21 protein-coding genes are annotated in these 20843 nt (G+C 65.4%); 15 read left to right on the top strand and 6 right to left on the bottom strand.

Annotation, left to right across the window (positions count from 1 at the left end; genetic code table 11):
• Positions 1-257: 257 nt before the first annotated feature.
• The 11 genes from VNN77_13345 (at position 258) to VNN77_13295 (ending at position 11496) form a co-directional block, all read left to right on the top strand.
• Complete coding sequence (locus VNN77_13345; GenBank protein ID HXG52375.1) at positions 258-1499, top strand: MFS transporter; 1242 nt, start codon at positions 258-260, stop codon at positions 1497-1499.
• Positions 1496-2158 (top strand): HAD family hydrolase, encoded by a 663-nt coding sequence (locus VNN77_13340; GenBank protein ID HXG52374.1) that lies wholly within the window; start codon positions 1496-1498, stop codon positions 2156-2158. Before VNN77_13345 ends, VNN77_13340 begins: the two co-directional genes overlap by 4 nt.
• A gap of 270 nt (positions 2159-2428) precedes the next feature.
• Positions 2429-2671: a hypothetical protein gene (locus VNN77_13335; protein HXG52373.1), complete on the top strand. Its 243-nt coding sequence runs from the start codon at positions 2429-2431 to the stop codon at positions 2669-2671.
• Positions 2672-3030: 359 nt separating this feature from the next.
• Entirely contained in the window at positions 3031-3945 is a 915-nt protein-coding gene (locus VNN77_13330) for a hypothetical protein (GenBank protein HXG52372.1), read from the top strand.
• A gap of 255 nt (positions 3946-4200) precedes the next feature.
• Positions 4201-4653 carry a DUF2703 domain-containing protein gene (locus VNN77_13325; protein HXG52371.1) on the top strand — a complete coding sequence of 151 codons (453 nt, stop codon included), beginning with the start codon at positions 4201-4203 and terminating at the stop codon, positions 4651-4653.
• Positions 4654-5071: 418 nt separating this feature from the next.
• Positions 5072-5686 carry a peroxiredoxin gene (locus VNN77_13320; GenBank protein HXG52370.1) on the top strand — a complete coding sequence of 205 codons (615 nt, stop codon included), beginning with the start codon at positions 5072-5074 and terminating at the stop codon, positions 5684-5686.
• Positions 5687-5719: 33 nt separating this feature from the next.
• Entirely contained in the window at positions 5720-6349 is a 630-nt protein-coding gene (locus VNN77_13315) for a carbonic anhydrase (protein ID HXG52369.1), read from the top strand.
• 118 nt (positions 6350-6467) lie between these two features.
• Positions 6468-7604: a DUF763 domain-containing protein gene (locus tag VNN77_13310; GenBank protein ID HXG52368.1), complete on the top strand. Its 1137-nt coding sequence runs from the start codon at positions 6468-6470 to the stop codon at positions 7602-7604.
• A gap of 398 nt (positions 7605-8002) precedes the next feature.
• Positions 8003-9031, top strand: coding sequence for a tripartite tricarboxylate transporter substrate-binding protein (locus VNN77_13305; GenBank protein HXG52367.1), 1029 nt, complete (start codon positions 8003-8005; stop codon positions 9029-9031).
• 28 nt (positions 9032-9059) lie between these two features.
• Entirely contained in the window at positions 9060-10226 is a 1167-nt protein-coding gene (locus tag VNN77_13300; protein ID HXG52366.1) for a cobalamin-independent methionine synthase II family protein, read from the top strand.
• Positions 10227-10452: 226 nt separating this feature from the next.
• Positions 10453-11496, top strand: a complete 1044-nt coding sequence (locus tag VNN77_13295; GenBank protein HXG52365.1) for an extracellular solute-binding protein — start codon at positions 10453-10455, stop codon at positions 11494-11496.
• 321 nt (positions 11497-11817) lie between these two features.
• Here the strand turns inward: VNN77_13295 and VNN77_13290 are convergent, their stop codons facing one another.
• Together VNN77_13290 and VNN77_13285 are read right to left on the bottom strand one after the other, a co-directional pair.
• Positions 11818-12456 (bottom strand): c-type cytochrome, encoded by a 639-nt coding sequence (locus tag VNN77_13290; protein HXG52364.1) that lies wholly within the window; start codon positions 12454-12456, stop codon positions 11818-11820.
• Complete coding sequence (locus VNN77_13285; GenBank protein HXG52363.1) at positions 12453-13697, bottom strand: PQQ-dependent sugar dehydrogenase; 1245 nt, start codon at positions 13695-13697, stop codon at positions 12453-12455. The genes VNN77_13290 and VNN77_13285 overlap by 4 nt, the downstream gene beginning before the upstream one ends.
• 390 nt (positions 13698-14087) lie before the next feature.
• Here VNN77_13285 and VNN77_13280 point away from each other — a divergent pair, with 390 nt between their 5' ends.
• Positions 14088-14918, top strand: coding sequence for a VOC family protein (locus VNN77_13280; protein HXG52362.1), 831 nt, complete (start codon positions 14088-14090; stop codon positions 14916-14918).
• Between the two features lie 9 nt (positions 14919-14927).
• Here VNN77_13280 and VNN77_13275 read toward each other — a convergent pair whose 3' ends face one another.
• From VNN77_13275 to VNN77_13260, 4 genes are read right to left on the bottom strand one after another with little or no spacing between them, the layout of a single operon-like run.
• Positions 14928-15914, bottom strand: a complete 987-nt coding sequence (locus tag VNN77_13275) for an LLM class flavin-dependent oxidoreductase (protein HXG52361.1) — start codon at positions 15912-15914, stop codon at positions 14928-14930.
• Positions 15915-15974: 60 nt separating this feature from the next.
• Positions 15975-16799, bottom strand: a complete 825-nt coding sequence (locus tag VNN77_13270; GenBank protein HXG52360.1) for an extradiol ring-cleavage dioxygenase — start codon at positions 16797-16799, stop codon at positions 15975-15977.
• Between the two features lie 3 nt (positions 16800-16802).
• Positions 16803-17057 (bottom strand): aromatic ring-opening dioxygenase subunit LigA, encoded by a 255-nt coding sequence (locus tag VNN77_13265; GenBank protein ID HXG52359.1) that lies wholly within the window; start codon positions 17055-17057, stop codon positions 16803-16805.
• Positions 17054-18154, bottom strand: a complete 1101-nt coding sequence (locus tag VNN77_13260; protein HXG52358.1) for an alpha/beta fold hydrolase — start codon at positions 18152-18154, stop codon at positions 17054-17056. Before VNN77_13260 ends, VNN77_13265 begins: the two co-directional genes overlap by 4 nt.
• A gap of 245 nt (positions 18155-18399) precedes the next feature.
• Here VNN77_13260 and folD point away from each other — a divergent pair, with 245 nt between their 5' ends.
• Genes folD through gcvH form a run of 3 tightly spaced genes read left to right on the top strand, consistent with a single transcriptional unit; the run spans position 18400 to position 20843 of the window.
• Positions 18400-19260 (top strand): bifunctional methylenetetrahydrofolate dehydrogenase/methenyltetrahydrofolate cyclohydrolase FolD, encoded by an 861-nt coding sequence (gene folD, locus VNN77_13255; protein ID HXG52357.1) that lies wholly within the window; start codon positions 18400-18402, stop codon positions 19258-19260.
• A 20-nt stretch (positions 19261-19280) separates the two neighbouring features.
• Complete coding sequence (gcvT, locus tag VNN77_13250) at positions 19281-20381, top strand: glycine cleavage system aminomethyltransferase GcvT (GenBank protein HXG52356.1); 1101 nt, start codon at positions 19281-19283, stop codon at positions 20379-20381.
• A 33-nt stretch (positions 20382-20414) separates the two neighbouring features.
• Positions 20415-20843: a glycine cleavage system protein GcvH gene (gene gcvH, locus VNN77_13245; protein HXG52355.1), complete on the top strand. Its 429-nt coding sequence runs from the start codon at positions 20415-20417 to the stop codon at positions 20841-20843.

Raw genomic sequence — 20843 nt, 5'->3', positions numbered from 1 at the left:
TTCGCGCAGTCCCTCTCTAATACCGCAGGCGCGGCCCCGAAGGCAAGCCGGCGCGGCCGGAAAGCTCCGCGCCTCGACGTTCGGCCGCGCGTCGTGCTATAGGCAGTCGTCGTGGCGGCGTTCGAGCGTCAGGGACGTTTTTCCGCCGCCTCTCGAAGGAGCTTTTTCTGATAGCACCTCCCGCGACAAAGGACCGGGGCGAGGCGGCGGCCGGGTCGTCGTCGGCAGCGGCGGCGACAGGCGTTCTTCGCTGGAGCTTGCTGCGCGTCCTGCCGGGCGGCCGGGCGCTCGAGGCGCTTCAGTACCGCGAATTCCGGCTGCTCTGGTACGGGCAGATGTTCACCGCGATGGCGACCTGGATGGACTCGATCGCCCGCGGCTGGCTGATCTACGAATTGACGAGCTCGTCCTTCCAGCTTGGGCTGGTGCGCGGCGTGCAGGCGATCCCGACTCTGCTGCTCTCCCCGGTCGCGGGGAGCGCCGCGGATCTCTATTCGCGCAAGACCCAGATCCTGATCGCGCAGGTCGTCGACGGGCTGCTCTACGCCTGGATCGCGGCGATGATTCTCACCGGCCATATCCTGCCGTGGCACGTTTACGTGACATCGGTCGGGCTCGCCACCGTACAGGCCTTCCAGCTTCCTTCGAGAACCGCGATGGTTTCCGATTCCGTTCCGGCGGGCTGCCTGACCAACGCGATGGGACTGAACGCGGTGGTGTTCAACTCGGCGCGGAGCCTCGGGCCGGCGCTGGCGGGCATCCTCATCTCCCTGTACGGCACCGCCGGATCGTATTCCGTTCAGGCCGGCTTCTATCTCCTGGCGACGATCTGGACGGCGATGCTCCGCCCGCGGGAACAGCCGCCGCCGGCGCGCGGCGCTCACGGAGGACACGGCGCCAGCTTCAGGCGCAGCATCGTCGAGGGGTGGAAGTTCAGCTGGACGAACTACGAGGTTCGCGTGAGCCTGCTGGTGGTGTCGATCGCCATGTTCCTGCTGATCCCGTTCACCACGCTCCTCCCGGTGTTCGCCCGGGACATTCTTGAGGTCGGCGCGCACGGCCAGGGGATGCTGCTCACCGCCATGGGAGTAGGGGCGCTCTTCAGCTCGGTGCTGGTCGCGTTCGTGGGCGACAAAGTGCCTCGGGGGCCGGTGATGATCGGCGGAGTGGGGCTGTACGGGCTGCTGCTCGCGGTCTTCTCGTTTTCCGCTTCGTTCGCACTCTCGATCGCGACGATGTTCCTGGTCGGACTTTGCCACGTGACCTCGCACGCGTTGATTCAGATCGTCATCCAGTCGTATTCCCCGTCGGAGTTCCGCGGCCGGACCATGGCGATTTTTCATATGACCCAGGTGATCCTGGTGGTTGGCGCCATGTTCGTGGGTGCCCTGGCGTCCGCGGTCGGAGCGCGGTGGGCGCTCTCCTCCATGAGTCTGACCGCAACCGCAGCGATGGTCGGCATCTACGCGCTGATGCCGCGCGCGCGCGAAATAAGATGACGCCGCGGCTGGTTTCCTTCGACGTCTATGGAACGCTGGTCGACGTCCGCGCGGGATCACGCGCCGCCTTCGAAGCGATACTTGCCGCGTGCGGGGGTCGCGGAGTGGACCCGCTGGAGTTCTGGGAGCACTGGGAGGCGGGCAACATCCGGCGCTATCGCGAGCCGTACCGCTCCTACCGGGAGATCTGCCGCCATTCGCTGGCGGAGAGCTTCGCGCGCTTCGGGCTGCGGGGCAACCCCGGGGAAATCGACCGATACTTTTCGGCGTTCCCGAGCTTTTCCCGCTTCGCGGAGGTCGACGAGGTGCTGGAGCGGTTGGGGAGAAGATACCCGCTCGCCATTGTGTCGAACATCGACGATGAGCTGCTCGCCGTGACTCCGCTCGGGCGGCGATTCGATCTGGTCTGCACCGCCGAGGGCGCCCGCGGTTACAAGCCCGACGGGACCCTGTTCCGCCACCTCCTCGAAAAGAGCGGGGTTGAGCCGGGAGATTTGCTCCACTGCGGCCAGTCGCAGTACACGGATCTCGTGGGAGCCAAGCCGCTCGGGATCAAGGTCGCCTGGATCAACCGCCGCGGCCTGACGCTGGGCCCCGGAGTGCCGGCGCCGGACTTCGAGTACCGCGACCTGCGGCCGCTGGCGGAACTGATACTGTGAGCGGTCAGCAGAGACAGGACCGGGGACCGAAGACCGAGGACCGGGAAGAGCAAAAAACAGGAAGACCGGGGACCGACGACCGAAGACCGGGAAGAGCGAAAAACAGGGAGACCGGGTTTCGTGGTTTTCTACCTTGAACCCTTGAACTTTTGAACCTTTGAACCCTTTGAACTTTCAACTCTTCAAACCGCACCGCTTGCCGGTGCCGAAGCGGTTGAACGATTTTAACGGCTTGAACGACCGCCGACGGCGGTCCTCCAGGAGAGAGCCATGGCCGATACCGTGGAAGCCCTGATTCTCGATCTCCTCCAATGGATCGGTCCCGAGCCGCGCCCGTATCCTGACGTCATCGACGCCTGGCGCACGTCGTGCCCGCGGCTGGCGGTGTGGGAGGAAGCGAGCTCGCGGGGGTTCGTCACGTGCGAGCGTTCAGCCGGGGACGGGCTGCTCGTGTCCGTTTCGGAGGCAGGGCGCGCTTTTCTCGCGGAGCACGGGCGGTCTTTGACGGCGTGAGATAGTAACGACCGCAGACCGCGGGAAGGCCTATCGTCTATCTGTATCTCGATGAGACATCTTCCGGTTTCCGGTTTTCGTCCGTGCCGGTCTCCGGTCGTCTCCCTTGCGGAACAGGACCGGCGACCGAAGACCGAAGACCGGGAAGAGCGAAAAACAGGGAGACCGGGTTTCGTGGTTTCTACCTTGAACCCTTTGAACTTTTGAACCCTTGAACTTTTGAACTTTTCAAGCCGCACCGCTTGCCGGAGCGAAGCGACCTCGAAAACGCTTGACACGGGCCGGAAAAGGCACCAGAATCTGGCGTCTTCGGACTGGCGGAAATATTCAACTGTTATGTCTTTGCCGGAGCATGCCGTTTGAAGATAACGGTTGACCTCGACCAGCTTCTCGAGCAGGGCAAGATCAGTCAGGCCGAATACGACAAGTTCAGGCAGTTCGCTTCCCACGGTACCGCCGGCCTTGCCTTCAACATACTCGTCGGCTTCGGTGTCATCGCCGTCGGGGGCGCCACCCTGGCCCTCGTGCCGACTCCTGCCACTGCGATCGTCCTCGGGGGCTTGATCGCCGCCATCGGCGTCGCGCTCATGCAGGCGCGCTACGAGCACTGGAAGGTCCTCGCCACCATTTGCGTCCTGGTGGGAGCGCTCCTCTTCGGAGGAGGAGTGGTCGTCGGGTTGCAGAGCTCTACGGAGTCTTTTCTGATCATTGCGGCAGTGTTCGCCGCGGCCGGAGTTTTCGCGCGTAGCTCGCTGCTGGTCGTACTCTCGGTGCTCGCGCTCTCGGCCTCCCTCGGCGTCAAGACCGCGTATGCTCACGCCATGTACGCCCTCGGCATGGCCCGGCCGACGTTGACCATCGTGGTGTTCGGTATTTTGTCTCTCGCCACCTATCATCTGGCGAAACGGTTGAGGGCGGAACATCAGGCGCTCGCGATCGCTGCATCGAGAACGGGGGTTTTTCTCGTCAACTTCGGTTTCTGGGTCGGATCCTTGTGGGGCGATCGAAACCCGGGAGGGGAAGTTGTTGTCGCCGACACGGTTTTCTCGGCTCTCTGGGCGATCGCCCTGATCGCCGCGGCCGGCTGGGCCTGGATGCGAAGCCGGCGGTGGCTCGTCAACGTCGTGGCGGTGTTCGGCGGCATACATTTCTACACACAGTGGTTCGAGCGCCTGGGAGCATCGCCCGCAACCGTACTGTTGGCCGGGCTTTTGGCGCTGGGCTTCGCGATCGGGCTCCGGGTCCTGAATCTGGAGATGGCGAAAAATGGGTGAGAGCGCCGGAAACGATGCCGCCGGTTGCGGAGACGATGCGGCGTTCGAGGTTAGAGGTTCCAGGACCGGGAATTATCGCCCCCGAGGGCTCACGGGTGGTCCCCGGTTCCCGGTTTGAAGTTTCCGGTTTTCGTTCGTGACCGGGAAAAGGAAAAAAGAGGTAAGGCAGGTTTGTGGTTTTTCCTCATTGAACTTTTGAACCCTTTGAACCTTTGAACCGCACCGCTTCGCGGTGCGGGAGCGAAGCGACCAAAAATGAAATCCCTTCATATACTCTGGCAGAGGCTCGTGACCCACGACGGGCAGACGTGCGAGCGCTGCGGCGCTACGGGAGGCTCGCTCGAGCGCGCGTTGGCGAAACTCGAAAAGTCGCTCGAGCCGCTGGGCGTGAAGCCCGTGCTCGAAACGAAGGAGATCGACGAGGAAACCTTCAAAAGAGACCCATCCGCCTCCAACCGCATCTGGGTCGCGGGGCGCTCTCTGGAAGAATGGCTCGGCGCGACGGTGGGTGGCAGCCGCTGCTGTTCGGTTTGCGGCGACTCGGAATGCCGGACGGTGGAGGTGGGCGGGGAGGTGTTCGAGGCGGTGCCGGAGGAGCTGATTCTCAAGGCGGCGCTGCTCGCGGCGGCTGAGATGCTGGCGCCGGCCGAAGAAGCAGGGAAGGGCGGAGAGAAAGCCGGCCCCGCATGCTGCCCGGGCTCACGGTAAACGCCGGAGAGGTCCCGCGTCCGGAGTCTGACGCACCCCGACCAGGTTGGTTCCCGGTTCCCAATTTCGGGCTGTAGTTCGCTCCGTCTTCCGTCCGCCGGGAGCAGGGAGTTTCGGCTAGTACAACTGAAAACCGGCCTGTGCCAATTTCGAATTAACCGCTGACCGGATCCGGCGGTACGGCGTCGATATCCGGCGCCGACGGGGCTTGGATCGGGAGAACCCGACCGGTGAGCCACCGGCGGACGCCCGGTCGGGAAGCGGCTCGGATAAAGCTCGAGCATTTTCTGAGATAACCTGAACCAACCCTTTAACTGTTCGCTCCTTGCAGTGCACGACGGAAATTTTCTGCCGGGTACTGGCGGGGGCGCCGTTCGAATGCTAGGGTTTCGGAAAAATCGGTCGAACGGGAGGAAAAATGGCTGAGACTGCAACCCCATTGAAGCTCGGAACCAGGGTGCCGGACTTTGAGATCGAGACCTACGAGCCGGCCAAAGGCGATTTCGGCTCCTTTCGGCTGCAGGACCAGATCGCCAAGAAGCGCTGGACGATTCTTTTCTTCTATCCGGCGGATTTCACGTTCGTTTGAGCCACGGAGTTCGCTGCTCTGGCAGAGCAGCACGAGCGCTTCGAGAAGATGGGCTGCGACATCGTGACCGTGAGCACGGACACGAAGTTCGTCCACAAGGCGTGGCAGGAGAACGAGAAGGAGCTGGCCCGGGTCAGGTACTCCATGGGGGCGGATCCCACGGGCAGGCTGGCGCGCATGTTCGGCATCTACGACGAGGACACCGGCCTCGCACTGCGCGGGACTTTCATCATCAATCCCGACGGCGTCGTCCTCAATGCCGAAACGAACTACTACAATCTCGGCCGCAACATCGACGAGCTGATGCGGAAATTCAAGGCGAATCTTTACATGGCCAGGAAGACCAGCGAGGTCTGCCCGTCCAAGTGGCGTGACGAAGGCGACAAGACGCTCACGCCGTCGCCGAAGATGGTCGGGAAGGTCCACGAGGCGCTCAACGAGTGAGGCCGCCCGGCCGGGCGGCGGGGGTGAGGAGAGGTGCTGTCCGCAGCCGAAGCGCTCGAGCGGCTTCGCGAGGGTAACCGCCGCTTCGCGTCGAATCTGAGGAGCTTGGACGCGCTCCTCACCCACGCGCGGCGCAACGATCTCGTAAGCGGTCAGCAACCCTTCGCGATCGTCCTCGGCTGTTCCGACTCGCGCGTCCCGGCGGAGCTGGTTTTCGATCAGGGGCTGGGCGACCTGTTCGTGATCCGCGTCGCGGGCAACATCGTTGCCCCTTCCCAGATCGGCAGCGTCGAGTTCGCCGCGGAGCGCTTCGGCACGCGCCTGCTCGTGGTGCTCGGCCACACACGCTGCGGCGCGGTCCAGGCGACGCTGGAGGAGCTGCAGCGCCCCGGCGAAAAGCGATCGCGGAACCTCCGTTCGATTGTCGACCGCATCCGGCCCTCGGTGGAAGGCTTGCTGTCCACGGAGCTCAGGAACGACCCGGACACGCTGGCACGCGAGGCGGTGCGCGCGAACGTCCGGGCGGCGGCGAACCACCTGCGCCACGGCTCGGAGCTTCTCGAGCGGCTGATCCTGAATAGCGCGCTGGTCGTTGTCGGCGCGGAATACTCGCTGGAGACCGGCGTGGTCGATTTTTTCGACGGCCTGCCAAAGGGCGGGTGACGGCCAGCCCTGGTTACGGGCGGGTGGTTTGCCGGAACGAGGGCGGCAACACGGGGTCTCTTCCTTGATAGATACCGCCGCGCGTGCGCAGGCGCGAAAATTCAGCTACGATGAGCGCATGAGACGCGCGGGCATCGCCGATCTTCCCCTCCACGGCGGGCGGGTGCCGCGCTGGCTCGCCGATCGTATGACGGCGCTCGGCGCGGCCGTCGCGGAGGCGATCGTCGCCGATTACGGGGCAGGGGGCTTTCTCTCCCGCCTGAGCGATCCTTTCTGGTTCCAGGCGCTCGGCGCCGTGATGGGGATGGACTGGCACTCCTCGGGCGTCACGACCGCCGTCATGGGAGCCCTCAAGCGCGGCCTCGCCCCGCGCGCCGACGAGCTGGGCCTCTACATCTGCGGCGGGCGCGGGCGCTTTTCGCGCAATCCCCCGCAGGAGCTCAGGTCCCTCGCCGACCGCCGCGGCTTCGACGGTGACGCGCTGGTGCGTACGAGCCGGCTCACCGCGCGCATCGACAATAACGCGATCGCCGACGGGTTTCAGATCTACCTGCACTGCTTCGTGGTGGCGGCGAACGGGGAGTGGGCGGTAGTGCAGCAGGGGCTGAGCGACCGGAGAGGCATGGCGCGCCGCTACCACTGGCACTCCGCCGCGGTGCGCGATTTCGTCTCCGAGCCGCATAGCGCGATTATCGGCGAGCCCCGGGGAACGATCGTAAACCTCGTCGACGCCGGCGCCCGCCCGGCACAGGAGGCTCTGCTCCGGATCGCCGCCGAGGATCCCGAAAAGACGCTGCGCGTGGCGCGCCGCCTCAGGATGCCGGCCCGCCACGACGTGCGGGCGGCGGACGTCGACCTGGAGCGCCTGGGCGCCGTGCTCGCCGTGGCGTACGAGCGCGACCTGCGCGACTTCGCCGAGCTGCTGCTGCTCGAAAAGCTCGGCCCGCGGACGCTTCAATCCCTGGCGTTGATCGCGGAGGTCGTCCATGGCGCGCCGTGCCGCTTCGCCGATCCCGCGCGTTTTTCCTTCGCTCACGGCGGCAAGGACGGGCGGCCGTTCCGGGTTCCGCTGGAGACCTACGACGCATCCCTCGACTGGCTCCGCAAGGCGCTGGCCGAAGCCCGGATCGGCGACCGGGAGAAAATGGACGGTTTTCGCCGCCTCGAAAGCTTCGCCCGCTCGGTCGAGCGCGAGCTGGAGCCGCGCGCCGACTTCGACGCGGTAATCGCCCGCGAGAAGGCGATGGCGCGGTAGCTCAGCGCGACGTTCAAACCATTCAGGCGGTTCAATCGCTTCGCTCCTGCACCGGGAAGCGGTGTGGTTGAAACACAAAGTTCAAAAGTTCAAGAGTTCAAAAGTTCAAAAGTTCGAGAGTTCAAGGGTTCAAGGTAGAAAACCGTGGAACCTGATCGCCCTGTTTTTCGCTCTTCCCGGTCCCCGGTCTTCGGTCCTGTTCCGCAAGGGGAGCGACCGGAGACCGGGGACGCAAGACCGGCACGAACGCGAACCTGAAACCGGAACTGGAAACGGGGAACCGGGAACTGTTTCAAGCGGCTTGACAGCTTCCCGCCTTGCGGGCGATAGTCCCCGCAGTCTCGAGGGATCGCGGGTTCGCCGGGAGCTTACGTTCCGGCAGGAGGGAGGAGCGGCCCATGAGAGCGACGGCTATCTACGGGACGGTCGCCGGAGCGGTTCTCGCGCTGCTGGGAAGTCAGCCGCAGGCGTTGCGCGCCCAGGACTTCTTTGCGGGAAAGACGATCCGCATCGTGGTGGGCTTCCCCGCCGGCGGCGGGTTCGACACCTACTCGCGGACGATCGCCCGGCACATCGGCAGATACATCCCCGGCCACCCGACGGTCGTGGTCGAGAACGTGACGGGCGCCGGAAGCCTGATCGCGGCGAACTCCGTCTACAAGGCCGCAAAGCCCGACGGGCTCACGATCGGCAACTTCATCGGCAACCTGATATCGCAGCAGCTCTTCGGCGGACCCGGGATCGAGTTCGACGCGCGCAGGTTCGAATGGATCGGCGTGCCGGTGAAGGACAGCGTCGTCTGCGCGCTGACCAGGGCGAGCGGGATCACGAACGTCGCTTCATGGATGGCGGCGAAGTCGCCCGTGAAATTGGGCGGCAGCGCCCCCGGCACCACCAACGACGACAGCGCCAAGATCCTCAAGGCGGCGCTCGGGCTCCCCATTCAGCTCGTGACCGGCTACAAGGGGACGGCGCCGATCAAGCTGGCGGCGGAAAGCGGCGAGATCGACGGCGGGTGCTGGGCCTGGGAGTCGGTCAAGGTGATGTGGCGCAAGGGGCTGGACTCGGGCGACGTGAACATAGTGCTGCAGGCGGTGCCCAGGGCGGTGCCGGACCTGCCGAAGGTTCCCGTAGCCGTCGAGATGGCGAAAACCGAGGAGGCCCGCCGGATGATCCAGGCGGGCATCCACGACACCGCGGCGATCACTCGGCCGTACGCGCTGCCGCCGGGGACGCCCAGGGACCGCGTCCAGCTCCTGCGCCGGGCATTTCAAGAGACCATGAAAGACAGGGACTTTCTGGCCGAGGCGGCAAAGTCCAGGCTCGACGTGAACCCGGTGAGCGGTGAGGAAGTCGAGAAGATCGTCGCCGGCCTATTCAATCTCGATCGGGCGATGGTCGCCAGGATGGCGGAGATTCTCAAATAGCGCGCGAAGGAGCGGATACGGAGGAAGCATGAAGCGGAGCACGGAACGGATTCTCACGACCTTCGTGGGGAGCCTGGCGCGCCCGCCGGATCTGGTGGAGCTGCTCAAGGCCAGGGAAAGCGGCGGCGCCTACGACCGCGCGGCGTTCGAGGCGCGCGTCCGCAGCGCGGTCGCGGAGGTCGTCCGCCGGCAGGCCGAGACGGGCGTCGACGTGGTGAGCGACGGCGAGCAGGGAAAGCCGGGCTTCGTCACCTACATCGGCGAGCGGCTGGGCGGCTTCGAGCCGCGGCCGGCGCCGCCGAGAGCGGGACCGTGGGTGGGATCGCGCGAGGTCATCGACTTTCCCGAGTACTACGAGTGGTACGCCCGGTGGCGCGGCGCGTCCGTCGGATCGCCGTCGAGCCTGGTATGCACGGGTCCCATCTCCTACAAAGGGCACGAGGCGCTTCGGAGGGACATCGCCAACTTCAAGGCCGCGCTGGAGGGCGTGAAGGTCGAGGAAGCGTTCATGCCGGCGACCTCGCCCGCGAACGTCGAGGCACAGCGGAAGAACGAGTATTACCCCACGGAAGAGGCTTACCTGTACGCGATCGCGGAGGCGATGCGGGAGGAATATCGGGCGATCGTCGAGGCGGGATTCCTGCTCCAGGTCGACGATCCGCGCCTGGTGACCTTCTACAACTCCAACCCCGGCTCGACGGTCGAGCAGTGCCGCAAGTGGGCGGAGCTGCGCGTCGAGGCACTGAATCACGCGCTGCGCGACATTCCGCCGGAGAAAATCCGGTTCCACACCTGCTACGGGATCAACATCGGGCCGCGCATCCACGACATGTCCCTGAAGGACATCGCCGACATCATGCTCAGGGTCCGCGCGGGCGCCTATTCCTTCGAGGCGGCGAACCCGCGCCACGAGCACGAGTGGCGTGTGTGGGAGGAGGTGAAGGTTCCTGATGGCAAGGTGCTGATTCCCGGCGTCATCACGCACACGAGCAACATCGTCGAGCATCCGGAGCTGGTGGCGGAGCGGCTGGTGAAGTTCGCAAGGATCGTGGGGCGGGAGAACGTCATCGCGGGGAGCGATTGCGGCTTTTCGTCGCAGGCCACGGCGGAACCGGAGATCCATCCGACCGTGGTCTGGGCCAAGTTCAAAGCGATGGCCGAAGGAGCGCGGCTCGCCACCCGCGAGCTGTGGTGAGAGACCGCCTGCACCGCAAGGCGGTACGGTTCAAAGGGTTCAAAGGTTCAAAAGTTCAAAGGTTCAAAAGTTCAAAGGGTTCGAAAGTTCAATGCGGGAAACCGTAAACCCTGCCGCTTCGCGGCGAACCCGGGACCGGAGAGATTTTTCTTGACGGGCCGGTGTGGTTGTACTAGAGACGCCGGTTGTAAAGAAGGCGTTGGCCTGCAGAGAGAGGAGGTCCGTGATGCGTCCCAGATCGTCGCTGGATCGCCTGGCAATCGGATTGGCCGCCTGGCTCGCCGCCGTCTCTTTCGCTCCCTTCCCGGCGCGCGCCGCCTCCGCCGGAGGCGAGTCGCTCGATCAGCTCTACGAAAAGGTCAAAAGGGAAGGCGGAAAGCTCACGATCTACGCGGCGCTCTCGGCGCGGTCGATGGAAGTCATCTTCCCGGCGTTCAAGAAGCGCTTTCCGGCGGTGACGCTGGACCACATCGACGCCACGGCGGACAAGCTCCTCGCGCGCATCGTCGCGGAGGCGCGCGGCGGCCGCGTGCTCGGCGACGTGTTCGGCGGGGCTCTTCCCTACATGGCGCAGATCACCGAGCAGAAGCTGCTCGCGCCGCTTTCCGTCCCCGAGGCCGCCGCCTATCCGCCGCAGATGAAGAGCGAGTTCTGGGTGGCCACCGACACGCAGTATTACGTCATCGGCTGGAACACGAATCTCGTCAAGAAGGGAGACGAGCCGAAGGGCTTCGAGGACCTCGCGAATCCGCGCTGGCAGAACTCGCTGATGGCCGAGCCGCGTGACCATCAGCTTCTCGCGGGGCTGGCAAAGCGCAAGTACGGCAGCGACGAGAAGGCGCTGGAACTGCTGCGCAAGATCGCCGCCAACCGGGTCGAGTTCCACCGCGGCCACTCGCAGCTCGCCGAGTTTCTCGTCGCCGGGCAGCGGCCGGTTTGCTTTACCTGCTACGCGCACCACTTCCCGCCGCGTGTGAAAAAAGGCGCGCCGATCCAGCTGTTGCTCGGCGAAGGAGTGGGCGAAGTCGGGGGCGCGGTGTCGATCTTGAAAGGGGCGCCGCACCCGAACGCGGCGATGCTCTGGGCGCGCTGGGCGCTGAGCGAGGAGGGACAGAAAGTCTGGGCGGAGGCCGGCGAGACGCCGGCTCACCCGAAAGTCGAGCCGCAGGAGAAAGTGCGGCCCGCCACCGCCTACATGCTGACCGTCGACGACATCAAGGAATTCCCGCGCTACGAGAAGCTCTGGAAGGAGATCTTTCAGTTGCGGTAGCGGTGCGGTTCGAACGCAAAGTTCAAAAGTTCAAGAGTTCAAGGGTTCAAAAGTTCAAGGCAGAGAAGCACGAAACCTGCCTCTCTGGTTTTGCTCTTCGCGGTCCCCGGTCTCCGATCTTGTTCCGCAAGGGAGACGACCGGAGACCGGGGACGGAAGACCGGCACGGACGAAAAACCGGAAACTTCAAACCTGGAGGGATAATTCCCCGTCTGCGAACCTCGAACGCCGCAGTGGCGTCGTCGGCGGTCGTTGAAGCCGTTCTCCGTCCGGCGGCGGGGATAACTCTGGACACTTCGCCTTGGGCTGGCGCCGGCGATCTCAAGGCCTGGCCTCGGTCTGGCGAAACCGCGCCAGGAAATGGGCGAGATCGCGGATGTCGGCATCCGTCAGCGGCTGCGCGGCGTCGGCCATGGAGGAATCGTAAGCGCGCCGGATGTTGTCCCTGTACTCGCGCAGGGCCTTGGCCAGGTAGTCCTCGCGCTGCGCCGCCAGCCGGGGCGCGTTTTTCTCTCCGGAAAAGTCTTCGTTGTGGCAAAAGCCGCAACGGTGCTCCCGGATGAGCACGAGAGCGCGGCCGGCGCGAGCGGGCTCGGCAGGCTCCGCCGGCGGCCGGGGCGGGGGCAGCTCCGCGATCCGCTCCGCCATGCGGTGCAGCGTGTCGTCGTCGAGACCGGCAACGAGCGCGTTCATCGGCTCCGAGATCCGCAGGCGCTCGCGGAACATGTAGAGCTGCAACGTGAGATAGAAGGCGGGCTGGCCGCCGAGCGAGGGGACTTCGGGCTGAGAAGAGTGGCCGGTCTCGCCGTGGCACGCGCCGCAGGCCGCCAGGCGTTCCTCGAACGAGCCGGTGAAGGCGGACAGCGCACCGGCCGCCGCGAGCGCGGCGGCAGCGAGAACGCCGCCCGTCAGCCGTAAAAACGTAGCCGCGAAAGGCCGGGGAGGCGAGGACGCGCTCACCGCGCAGGGGATGTTCCGTAGGTAACCCGATAGATCGCCCCGCCGTAGTCGTCGGACACCAGGAGGGAGCCGTCCTTCAGGATCTCGACGTCGACCGGGCGGCCGGCGTACTCGTTGTCCTGCAAAAAGCCGGTGAGAAACGGCTCGATGGACCTGACGTTGCCGTTCCTGTCCAGCCTTGCCACAACGACATCGCCGCCGATCTTGCGCGTCCGGTTCCACGAGCCGTGGCGGGCAATGAAGATGGCGTTGCGATAGGAGGGGGGAAACATCCGCCCGGTGTAGAAACGCATGCCGAGCGCCGCGCTGTGCGGCCCGAGCAAGGCGACCGGCTTTACGAACTCGTCGCACGAGCGGCCCCATCCGAACTCGCGGTCCGTGAAGGTCCCCTGGTGGCAATAGGGAAAACCGAAGTGCTGGCCGGGAGAGGTGACACGGTTGAGCTCGTCCTCGGGCAGGTCCTCCGACAGCCAGTCCCGCCCGTTGTCGGTGAAATAGAGCTCCCTCGTCACCGGGTGCCAGTCGAAGCCGACGGAGTTGCGCACGCCGCGCGCCACGACCTCCGCGCCGCTTCCGTCGAGGCGGATGCGCCGGATCTGCGCGTTGGCGTCGGGCGGGATGCATATGTTGCACGGCGCTCCGACGTTCATGTACAGGCGCTCGTCCGGGCCGATGCCGATGAATTTCCACCCGTGCGACTGGTGGTTGGGAAGATCGTCATAGATGACCACGGGCTTCGGCGGATTGTCGAGATTGTCTTCGATGCGCTCGAGCTTCGAGATCCGCGTCCCTTCGGCGATGTAGAGGGCGCCGCCGTGAAACGCCAGCCCGTTCGGCCGGTCCAGCCCGGAGGCGATCACCTTGACCTCGCGCTTGCCGCCGCGGTCGACCACCGCGTAGACCTTGTCGAGCTGGCGGTTGCTGACGAACACCGTCCCCTTGTCGCCGAGCCGGAGCGAGCGCGCATTCGGGATGCCGGAGGCGTAAATCTCCACCTTGAATCCCCGAGGCACGCGCAGGCGCGAGAGCGGCAGCTTGTCATGAGGAGTGGGAAACGGAGGCGGGGGAATGCCGCGGAGCTTTTTGGCAACCTCGGCATTGGGGATGTCGGGCCGGCCGGGAACGGCGGACGGTTGCGCGGCCGGCTGCTGCGGGATGGCGGGGGGCGCGAAAAGAAGGCCGAGACCGGCGACGACGCCGGCCATGCCGAAAGCACCGAACGGCAATAAACGTCGGATCATAACCCCTCCTCTGGGCGCGTCGGGGAGAGCGTTAGCGCGATCGGCGGTGGTTTTCAAGCAGGATGACCGGCGACCGGGGACGGAAGACCGGCACGGACGAAAACCGGAAACTGCGAACCTCGAACGCCGCACTGGCGTCGTCGGCGGTCGTCAAGCTATGGCGTTTCGCGGTGGGTCAAGGGTTCAAAGGGTTCAAAGGTTCAAGGGTTCAAGGTAGAGAAGCACGAAACCTGACCTTCCTGTTTTTGCTCTTCCCGGTCCCCGGTCTTCGGTCCCCGGTCTCGTTCCCACCGGGCCACGAACCAACGGAGCAATTGACAACTTGCCGGATTTTTCTTAACAATGCAGGGGTAACTTACGGACGATCCACCGTAAGAAGGAGAGTTGCTGATGCTGAAGCCGGTGGGATTGATCAACGGTCACTACGAATGCCGCTCGCTCGATGAAACGTTGCCGATCTTTACCGATCTGCTCGCGATGGAGGTAGTCGAGCGCAAGGATGGCGAGGCGGTCCTCAAGCATCCAAACACCGAGTGGCGGCTGATCGTTCACGAAGGCGGGCCGAACGCCCCCAACAAGCCGCACAGCAACCATTACGGCTTCCGGGTCGCCAGCCACGAGGAGATCGAGGCTGCGTACCGGTACCTCTCCGACCACAAGGCCGAGTACAAGATCAGGAGCGTGACGAGGCCGCACGAGGCCCATTTCGCCTACTCGATCTATTTCAAGGAGCCCGGGGGAAACGATCTGGAGATCGAGTACTACAATCCGGCGGCGGTGAAGCACGGACGGACCATTGCCGCACCGCACTGGAAGGAGCCGCTTCCGGAAAGCCGCTTCCCCGGTCGCGGCTACGTGCCGCAAGCGATGACCCACGGTACGCTCAATTGCGACAACAAGGAAACCAGCGACCGTTTTCTCGAGCAGGTGCTCGGCCTGAAGATCATCGGCGGCGGCCGGACCTCGACCTACGTCCGGCATCCCGACACTCCGTGGTACATCGTCGTTCTCCCGACGACGCACCGGGACTACCTCTCGCCGGCGAATCGCTTCACACTGAAGGTTGCTACGCCCGAGGAGGTCGAAGACGCCCACAGGGAGTTCTCGACCAACGGCAAGCAGATCGGTATCACGGACCTCTGGGATCTCCAGGCGGAAAACGGCAGGGCCTACTTCATCTTCAGCGATATCAACCGCAACTGGTGGGAAGTGACCTCGTAGGGAGCCCTGTCAACGGAAGCGCGGGAGCACGCGCGCCGCGAACTCCTCCACCGTCTCGTCGTAAACCCTGCGTGCCGGCGTCAGCATGAGGTGCTCGACGCCGGCCGCCTTCAGCTCCTCGATGCGCTCGATGCACTCCGCCGGCGTCCCCGCGATCGAGAACCGCCGCACCAGGTAATCGTTCACGAGGTCGGGGTCGACGCGTTCCTCCATCGGCTTCATCGCGTCGAAGCCGGCCATAAATCGCCGCACGCCCTCCAGCTCCTCCGCGGGAACCGTCTCCAAGGTGAAGCGGAAGTTGTGGTGCGCGCGGTTGGCGATGCGGTTGCGGACGATGCGGCGTGCCTCGGGGCCGTCCGCGCGCACGCAGAGCATGCCCGCCGCAATCAGTCCGATCTCCCGCGGATCGCGCCCCGCTTCCTCGGCTCCCTCGCGAATGCGGGCGCGCGCCCAGTCCAGCACCTTGAGGTCGAAGCCGGTGCCGAGGATGACGCCGTCGGCCGCGCGGCCGGCGAGCCGCAGCCCTTTCGGCCCCTCGGCCGAGACGTAGACGGGAACCGGCCGGAGGTTGAAGGCGATGCGGAGCCTGCCGGTGGGGAAATCCGCTCCTTTTCCCTGCAGCAGGTCGCGGATCATGGCAACCCCGCGCTCGAACTCGGCGAGCGGCGTGGCCTTGCGGCCCTGCGAATAGACCGGTCCGTCGCCCGTGCCCAGGCCGAGCAGCGCGCGGCCCTTCGAGATCTCGTTCAGAGAGGCGGCCGCGCCCGCGAGAACCGTAGGGTGGCGAAAAACCATGTTGGTCACCGCGATCCCGAGGAGCACCCGCCGCGTGAGCATCGCGCAGGTCGCGAGCGTCTGAAACGAGTCGATGGAGCTCAGGTGACTTTCACCGAGGAAAATCCCGTCGTAGCCGAGCGCCTCGGCGCGTGCGGCGCGCCGGTGGATCTCCTCGATATTTCTCACGCCACCGTGAACGCTGTGAAGGCTGATCTTCAATTTTTTCCTCGCTTTCGTCGCCGAAAGATCGGGCAAGACAGGGCAAAGGGACACCGCCGATCACGGCGCCGGCGGCTCGAAGGCCATTAGAGCGCAACCGGTCGCCCAGGCGGCGACGGGCTCGTACGTGACGGCCTCCGCTTTCCACGTGAGGACGGCGCCGGCAAGGGCGATCCAGGTCCGGATCTCGTGGCCGCCGGAGCCCGCTTCGGACGCGATGCGCTCGTGGCTGTAGTCGGCCAGCCGTGCCCGGTCGGGGCCGGCGAGAATCTCCAGGAACTCCCGGTCGAAATCGGTGTTGATCTTTCCGTGCCTGGCTTCACCCGGCCAGTGAGAAAGGCCGCCGGTGGCGACAACGGCCACGCGCCGCTCCAGCGACTCGAGAACCCGCCCCAGCGTCCGTCCGAGCGCAAAACAGCGCCGCGGCGAGGGCATCGGCACGGTGAGCGTGTTGACGATCACGGGAACGACGGGAAGAGCCATCTCCGGATTGAGGAAATGAAGCGGCAGCATGGTGGCATGGTCGAAGAGCAGCTCGTCCGAAAAGGCGGGGTCGAAGCCCTCCGCGAAGCAGGCGTCGAGCAGGGCGCAGCCCAGCGGCGCGTCGCCGGGGACACGGGTTTTCGGGATGCGGAGCCACTCCTCGACCGGGCCATCGTAGTGCGGCGCGCGGCCGATGCAAAAAGCGGGCATGTGGTCGAGAAAGAAGTTGGCCCAGTGCTCGACCGTGAGGGCCACGATCGCGTCGGGCTTCGCCGCGGCGAGGCGCGCCCCGAGCGCGCGGTACGCCCCGAGAAAGCGCTCGGCCTGTTCCCTGGGCGCGGCTTCCGTCCAGGCGGTCATGCCGGGCGCGTGGCTTGCAGCGCAGGCGAAGACGACGGGCATCGCTCACTCCAGGCCGGCCAGCGCCCGGGCGTAATCCTCGTTGGAGACGCGGTGGAGCAGGGTGAAAGGGCGGAGCAGGAGCGAGTGGACGCCGAGCGTGTAGAGCTTGCGAACGTCGAGCCGGAGCAGCGCCTCGCGCTCCTCGGCAGTCAGCTCGTAGCGGCTTGTGAAACCCGCCGGATCGCTCCGGTAGCGCTCCCGCGCCTGGGGATCGCGGTTCACGTGATACATGAGCTTTTGCAGCTGATACAGGCTCACGGCCGCGTTCCCAGTTTCCGATGGAGCCAGGGAATGACCGTCTCGAAGACCGTCGGGATATTGCCCATGTGGCCCCCCGGGAACAGGCGGATCGCCTTCGGATCGCCGTGCTCGAGCAGGAGGTAGAAATCCTCGAGCGGAACCTGCTTGTCCTCTTTGCCGTTGACGAGCAACAGCGGCGCGCACGGGCGGTCGAGCAGCCCCTGGGCGAGCAGCGAGAGCGCGGGCATCACCTCGATCAGCTCCTCGAAGGTCCGTTTGCCGAAGAGATTGGCGCGCGCCTCGATCAGGTCGAACAGGTACGAGTCGGCGTTGCGCGACCGCTCCTGCCACTCGGGCTGGAAAAAGCGGTGGATGCCGCCGCCCCAGTTCACCGCCGCGCGCAGGCGGTGCGGCTCGAGGTGCGCGAGCTTGGTCGCCCAGTACCCGCCGAAGCTCGCGCCGACCGCGGCGATCCGGTCCGGGTCGATCTCGGGTCGCGTGGCCGCATAATCGAGCACCGCCAGATGAACGCGGTGCGCTTCGGGAGAGGCGAGCATCGGGCACTCCCCGGTCCCGGGGCTGTCGATCACCAGGCAGGCCCAGCCTTCCTTGACGAAGCGCTCCGCGAAAGTGTGCCGCTCCTCCTTCCAGTTGTCGATGCCGCCCCAGTGCAGCACCAGCGGGGCGGGTGTCGTGGAAGGCAGGCGAAGGTGGCCGGGGATCTCGCGGTCGCCGAAGGGTATCGCGACGCGCTCGAGAGGAATCTCGAAGTAGCGCGCGGCTGCCGCGTGCATCTCGCGCGCCTTGCGGTAGGCGAGCTGCTTTCCGGGAGTGCTCGGAAACGGATGGCGCGCGATGCCGTAGTAGCCGTAGGCTTTGAGGAACGCATCGCGCGCCGCCGTGCGATCGCCGGCCGCCTCGGCCCGTCGCGCCTTTTCCTCCCACCGCTCTCCAAGCCGGCTCCACGCAGCCGCCCAGCGCTCGCCCTCGAAATCGGAGAGCTCGGCGAGCGCTTCCTCCGCTTCCTCGCGGCCGGCGTAATTGAACGGAGCGCGGTGGCCGATGCGGCTCCGGATATCGTTCTTGACCTCTTCGACGCTTCGGCTTTTTTCCATCGGCGCTTCCGGGCGGCTCCCGGCGCGGCGGCTCCGCCACGACCGGGGGCCTTGCTGCTGTGCCTATAAAATGGCGGCCGGCGCTTGTCAACCGTCCGTGGCGACGCGGGCGGCGGCCGCGGTGAATCGGGGGTTGACCTTTGATTTTCTCCGTGTCATGCCAATAGAACTGGCGGGGGCGACCGGCCCTTCGCGGAATTTTTTCTCTTCAACAGGAGCTCGGCGGCCGCGATACGGAGCAGGCGATGGCATCGATCATTGACGGCAAAGCAGTCGCAAAAGAAATCCAGAAACAGATCAAGGAAGAGGTCGATGGGCTCGAGCGCCGCTGGGGCATAGCGCCGGGGCTGGGGGTAGTGCTGGTGGGCGACGATCCCGCCTCCCACGTCTACGTCAAGAACAAGGAGAAGGCGTGCAAGGAAGTGGGGATCAAGTCGTACGAGCACCTTCTGCCGGCCACGATCTCGGAGCGGGAGCTGCTCTCCGTGGTTCAGTCGCTCAACAAGGACAAGAACGTGCACGGGATTCTCGTCCAGCTTCCGCTGCCGCCGCACATTCGCGCCGACCGGGTGCTCGAGGCGATCTCGCCGCGCAAGGACGTGGACGGTTTTCATCCGATGAGCCAGGGAATGCTCCTGCTCGGCGGAAGCGGCTTCCGGCCGTGCACGCCCATGGGCATCCTGAAGCTGCTCGATTCCATCGGTTGCGATCCGAAGGGAAAGAACGCGGTCGTCGTCGGGCGGAGCAACATCGTGGGCAAGCCGGTGGCGCTGATGCTGCTCGAGCGCCACGCGACCGTGACCATCTGCCACTCGCGAACGGTGAATCTGCGCGACGAGGTCGGGCGGGCGGACATCCTCGTCGTGGCGATCGGCAAGGCCGCGCTGGTTCGGGGCGACTGGATCAAGCCCGGTGCCGTCGTGATCGACGTCGGCGTGAACCGCCTGCCGAGCGGCAAGCTATGCGGCGACGTGGAGTTCGAGGTCGCCAAGGAACGCGCCTCGTGGATCACTCCGGTTCCCGGAGGCGTCGGCCCGATGACGATCTGCATGCTGCTTTACAACACCCTCAAGGCCGCGAAAGATTCCCTTCAGCGCGACGGCTGACCGAACTCCTCGTGAGGCTCGTGGCTCGGGAACTCAAAAAAACGCCGCTCTGGGCGGTCCACCGCCGGGCGGGGGCCAGGATGGTGGACTTCGCCGGCTGGGAAATGCCGGTGCAGTACCGGGGCGTGATCGAGGAGCATCTCGCGGTGCGCGAGCGCGCCGGACTCTTCGACGTGAGCCACATGGGCGAGATCGAGATCCACGGGGCGGGAGCGTCGGAATTCTGCCAGCGCATGACGGCGAACGACATCAGCCGCATGAAGGTGTCTCAGGCGCAGTACAACCTGATCCTGAACGACGCCGGCGGCGTGGTCGACGACGTGATCTTCTACCGGCTCGAGCCCGATCGTTATCTCGTGTGCGTGAACGCCGCCAATCGCGAAAAGGATTTCGAGTGGCTTCGGGAACGGGCGGGCGGCGGGGTACGGGTGGAAGACCGCAGCGACGATTATGCGCTGCTGGCGCTCCAGGGGCCGGCGGCGGAAAAAATCCTTCGCTCCCTTACGGCGCTCGACCTGCAGGCGCTCAAGCCGTTCCATTTCGCCCGGGCCGAGGTGGCGTCGATCGATTGCCTGCTTGCGCGCACGGGCTACACCGGCGAGGACGGCTTCGAGCTTTACTGCAACCCGCAGGCGGCCGCGGGCCTCTGGGATCGGCTGCTGGAAGCCGGCGCGTCGGCCGGGCTCGAGCCGGCGGGGCTGGGAGCGCGCGACACGCTGCGCCTGGAGAAAGCTTATCCACTCTACAGCCACGAGCTCGACGACACGACGACCCCTCTGGAGGCGGGGCTGGATTGGGTCGTCAAGCTCGGCAAGGGAGAATTCGTCGGGCGCGACGTCCTGCTGAAGCAGAAGGAAGAGGGGGTGCGGCGACGGCTGGTGGGGCTGGAGCTGATGGATCCCGGGATCGCGCGCGCCGATTATCCTTTGCTCAAGGACGGAAGGGTGGTGGGACGGATCACCAGCGGAACCCTGTCGCCTTCGTTGAAGCGCGCGATCGCCCTGGGTTACGTGACGACGGAGCAAGCGGTGACGGGAAACATCCTCGAGGTGGAGATTCGCGGGAGGCGGGCGCGCATCCAGATCGTGCCCGTGCCGTTCTACCGGCGCTCGCCTTCGTGAGGCGCGAAAATCAGGCATGCAAGGAGGTAGTCCATGGATTTTCCTGAGGGCTTGAAATATTCGAAGGAGCACGAGTGGGTGCTCGTCGAGGGAAAAACCGCGACCATAGGGATTACCGAGTACGCTCAGGAAGAACTCGGGGACATCGTCTACGTCGAGCTTCCCGAGGTCGGCGAGAAAATCGTCAAGGACGACCCCTTCGGCGCGGTCGAATCGGTCAAGGCGGTCTCGGACGTTTACGCTCCGGTCAGCGGCACGGTCATCGAGGTCAACGACGCCTTGCCCGACAATCCGGAAACGATCAACGAGGACGCCTACGGCGACGGCTGGATGATCCGCGTCGAGATGAGCGACATGGACGACCTGAAGGATCTCATGACCGCGGACGAGTACGCCGAGTACGTGGCGCAACAGAGGGACGAGGAAGAAGAAGACGACGAAACCGACGAAGAAGAGGAATAA

The sequence above is a fragment of the Candidatus Zixiibacteriota bacterium genome, assembly GCA_035574315.1.
Lineage (GTDB): Bacteria > Desulfobacterota > Binatia > UBA9968 > UBA9968 > DATLYW01.
Note: the sequence above shows the minus strand (reverse complement) of the source record. Positions and strands in the feature narration are given on the sequence as shown.

What these genes read in the sequence shown, in the direction of transcription:
- VNN77_13340 (HXG52374.1), top strand. Translation starts at nt 1,496, where the DNA reads ATGACGCCGCGGCTGGTTTCCTTCGACGTCTATGGAACGCTGGTCGAC.
- VNN77_13335 (HXG52373.1), top strand. Translation starts at nt 2,429, where the DNA reads ATGGCCGATACCGTGGAAGCCCTGATTCTCGATCTCCTCCAATGGATC.
- VNN77_13325 (HXG52371.1), top strand. Translation starts at nt 4,201, where the DNA reads ATGAAATCCCTTCATATACTCTGGCAGAGGCTCGTGACCCACGACGGG.
- VNN77_13310 (HXG52368.1), top strand. Translation starts at nt 6,468, where the DNA reads ATGAGACGCGCGGGCATCGCCGATCTTCCCCTCCACGGCGGGCGGGTG.
- VNN77_13305 (HXG52367.1), top strand. Translation starts at nt 8,003, where the DNA reads ATGAGAGCGACGGCTATCTACGGGACGGTCGCCGGAGCGGTTCTCGCG.
- VNN77_13300 (HXG52366.1), top strand. Translation starts at nt 9,060, where the DNA reads ATGAAGCGGAGCACGGAACGGATTCTCACGACCTTCGTGGGGAGCCTG.
- VNN77_13295 (HXG52365.1), top strand. Translation starts at nt 10,453, where the DNA reads ATGCGTCCCAGATCGTCGCTGGATCGCCTGGCAATCGGATTGGCCGCC.
- VNN77_13285 (HXG52363.1), bottom strand. Translation starts at nt 13,697, where the DNA reads ATGATCCGACGTTTATTGCCGTTCGGTGCTTTCGGCATGGCCGGCGTC.
- VNN77_13280 (HXG52362.1), top strand. Translation starts at nt 14,088, where the DNA reads ATGCTGAAGCCGGTGGGATTGATCAACGGTCACTACGAATGCCGCTCG.
- VNN77_13270 (HXG52360.1), bottom strand. Translation starts at nt 16,799, where the DNA reads ATGCCCGTCGTCTTCGCCTGCGCTGCAAGCCACGCGCCCGGCATGACC.
- VNN77_13260 (HXG52358.1), bottom strand. Translation starts at nt 18,154, where the DNA reads ATGGAAAAAAGCCGAAGCGTCGAAGAGGTCAAGAACGATATCCGGAGC.
- folD (HXG52357.1), top strand. Translation starts at nt 18,400, where the DNA reads ATGGCATCGATCATTGACGGCAAAGCAGTCGCAAAAGAAATCCAGAAA.
- gcvH (HXG52355.1), top strand. Translation starts at nt 20,415, where the DNA reads ATGGATTTTCCTGAGGGCTTGAAATATTCGAAGGAGCACGAGTGGGTG.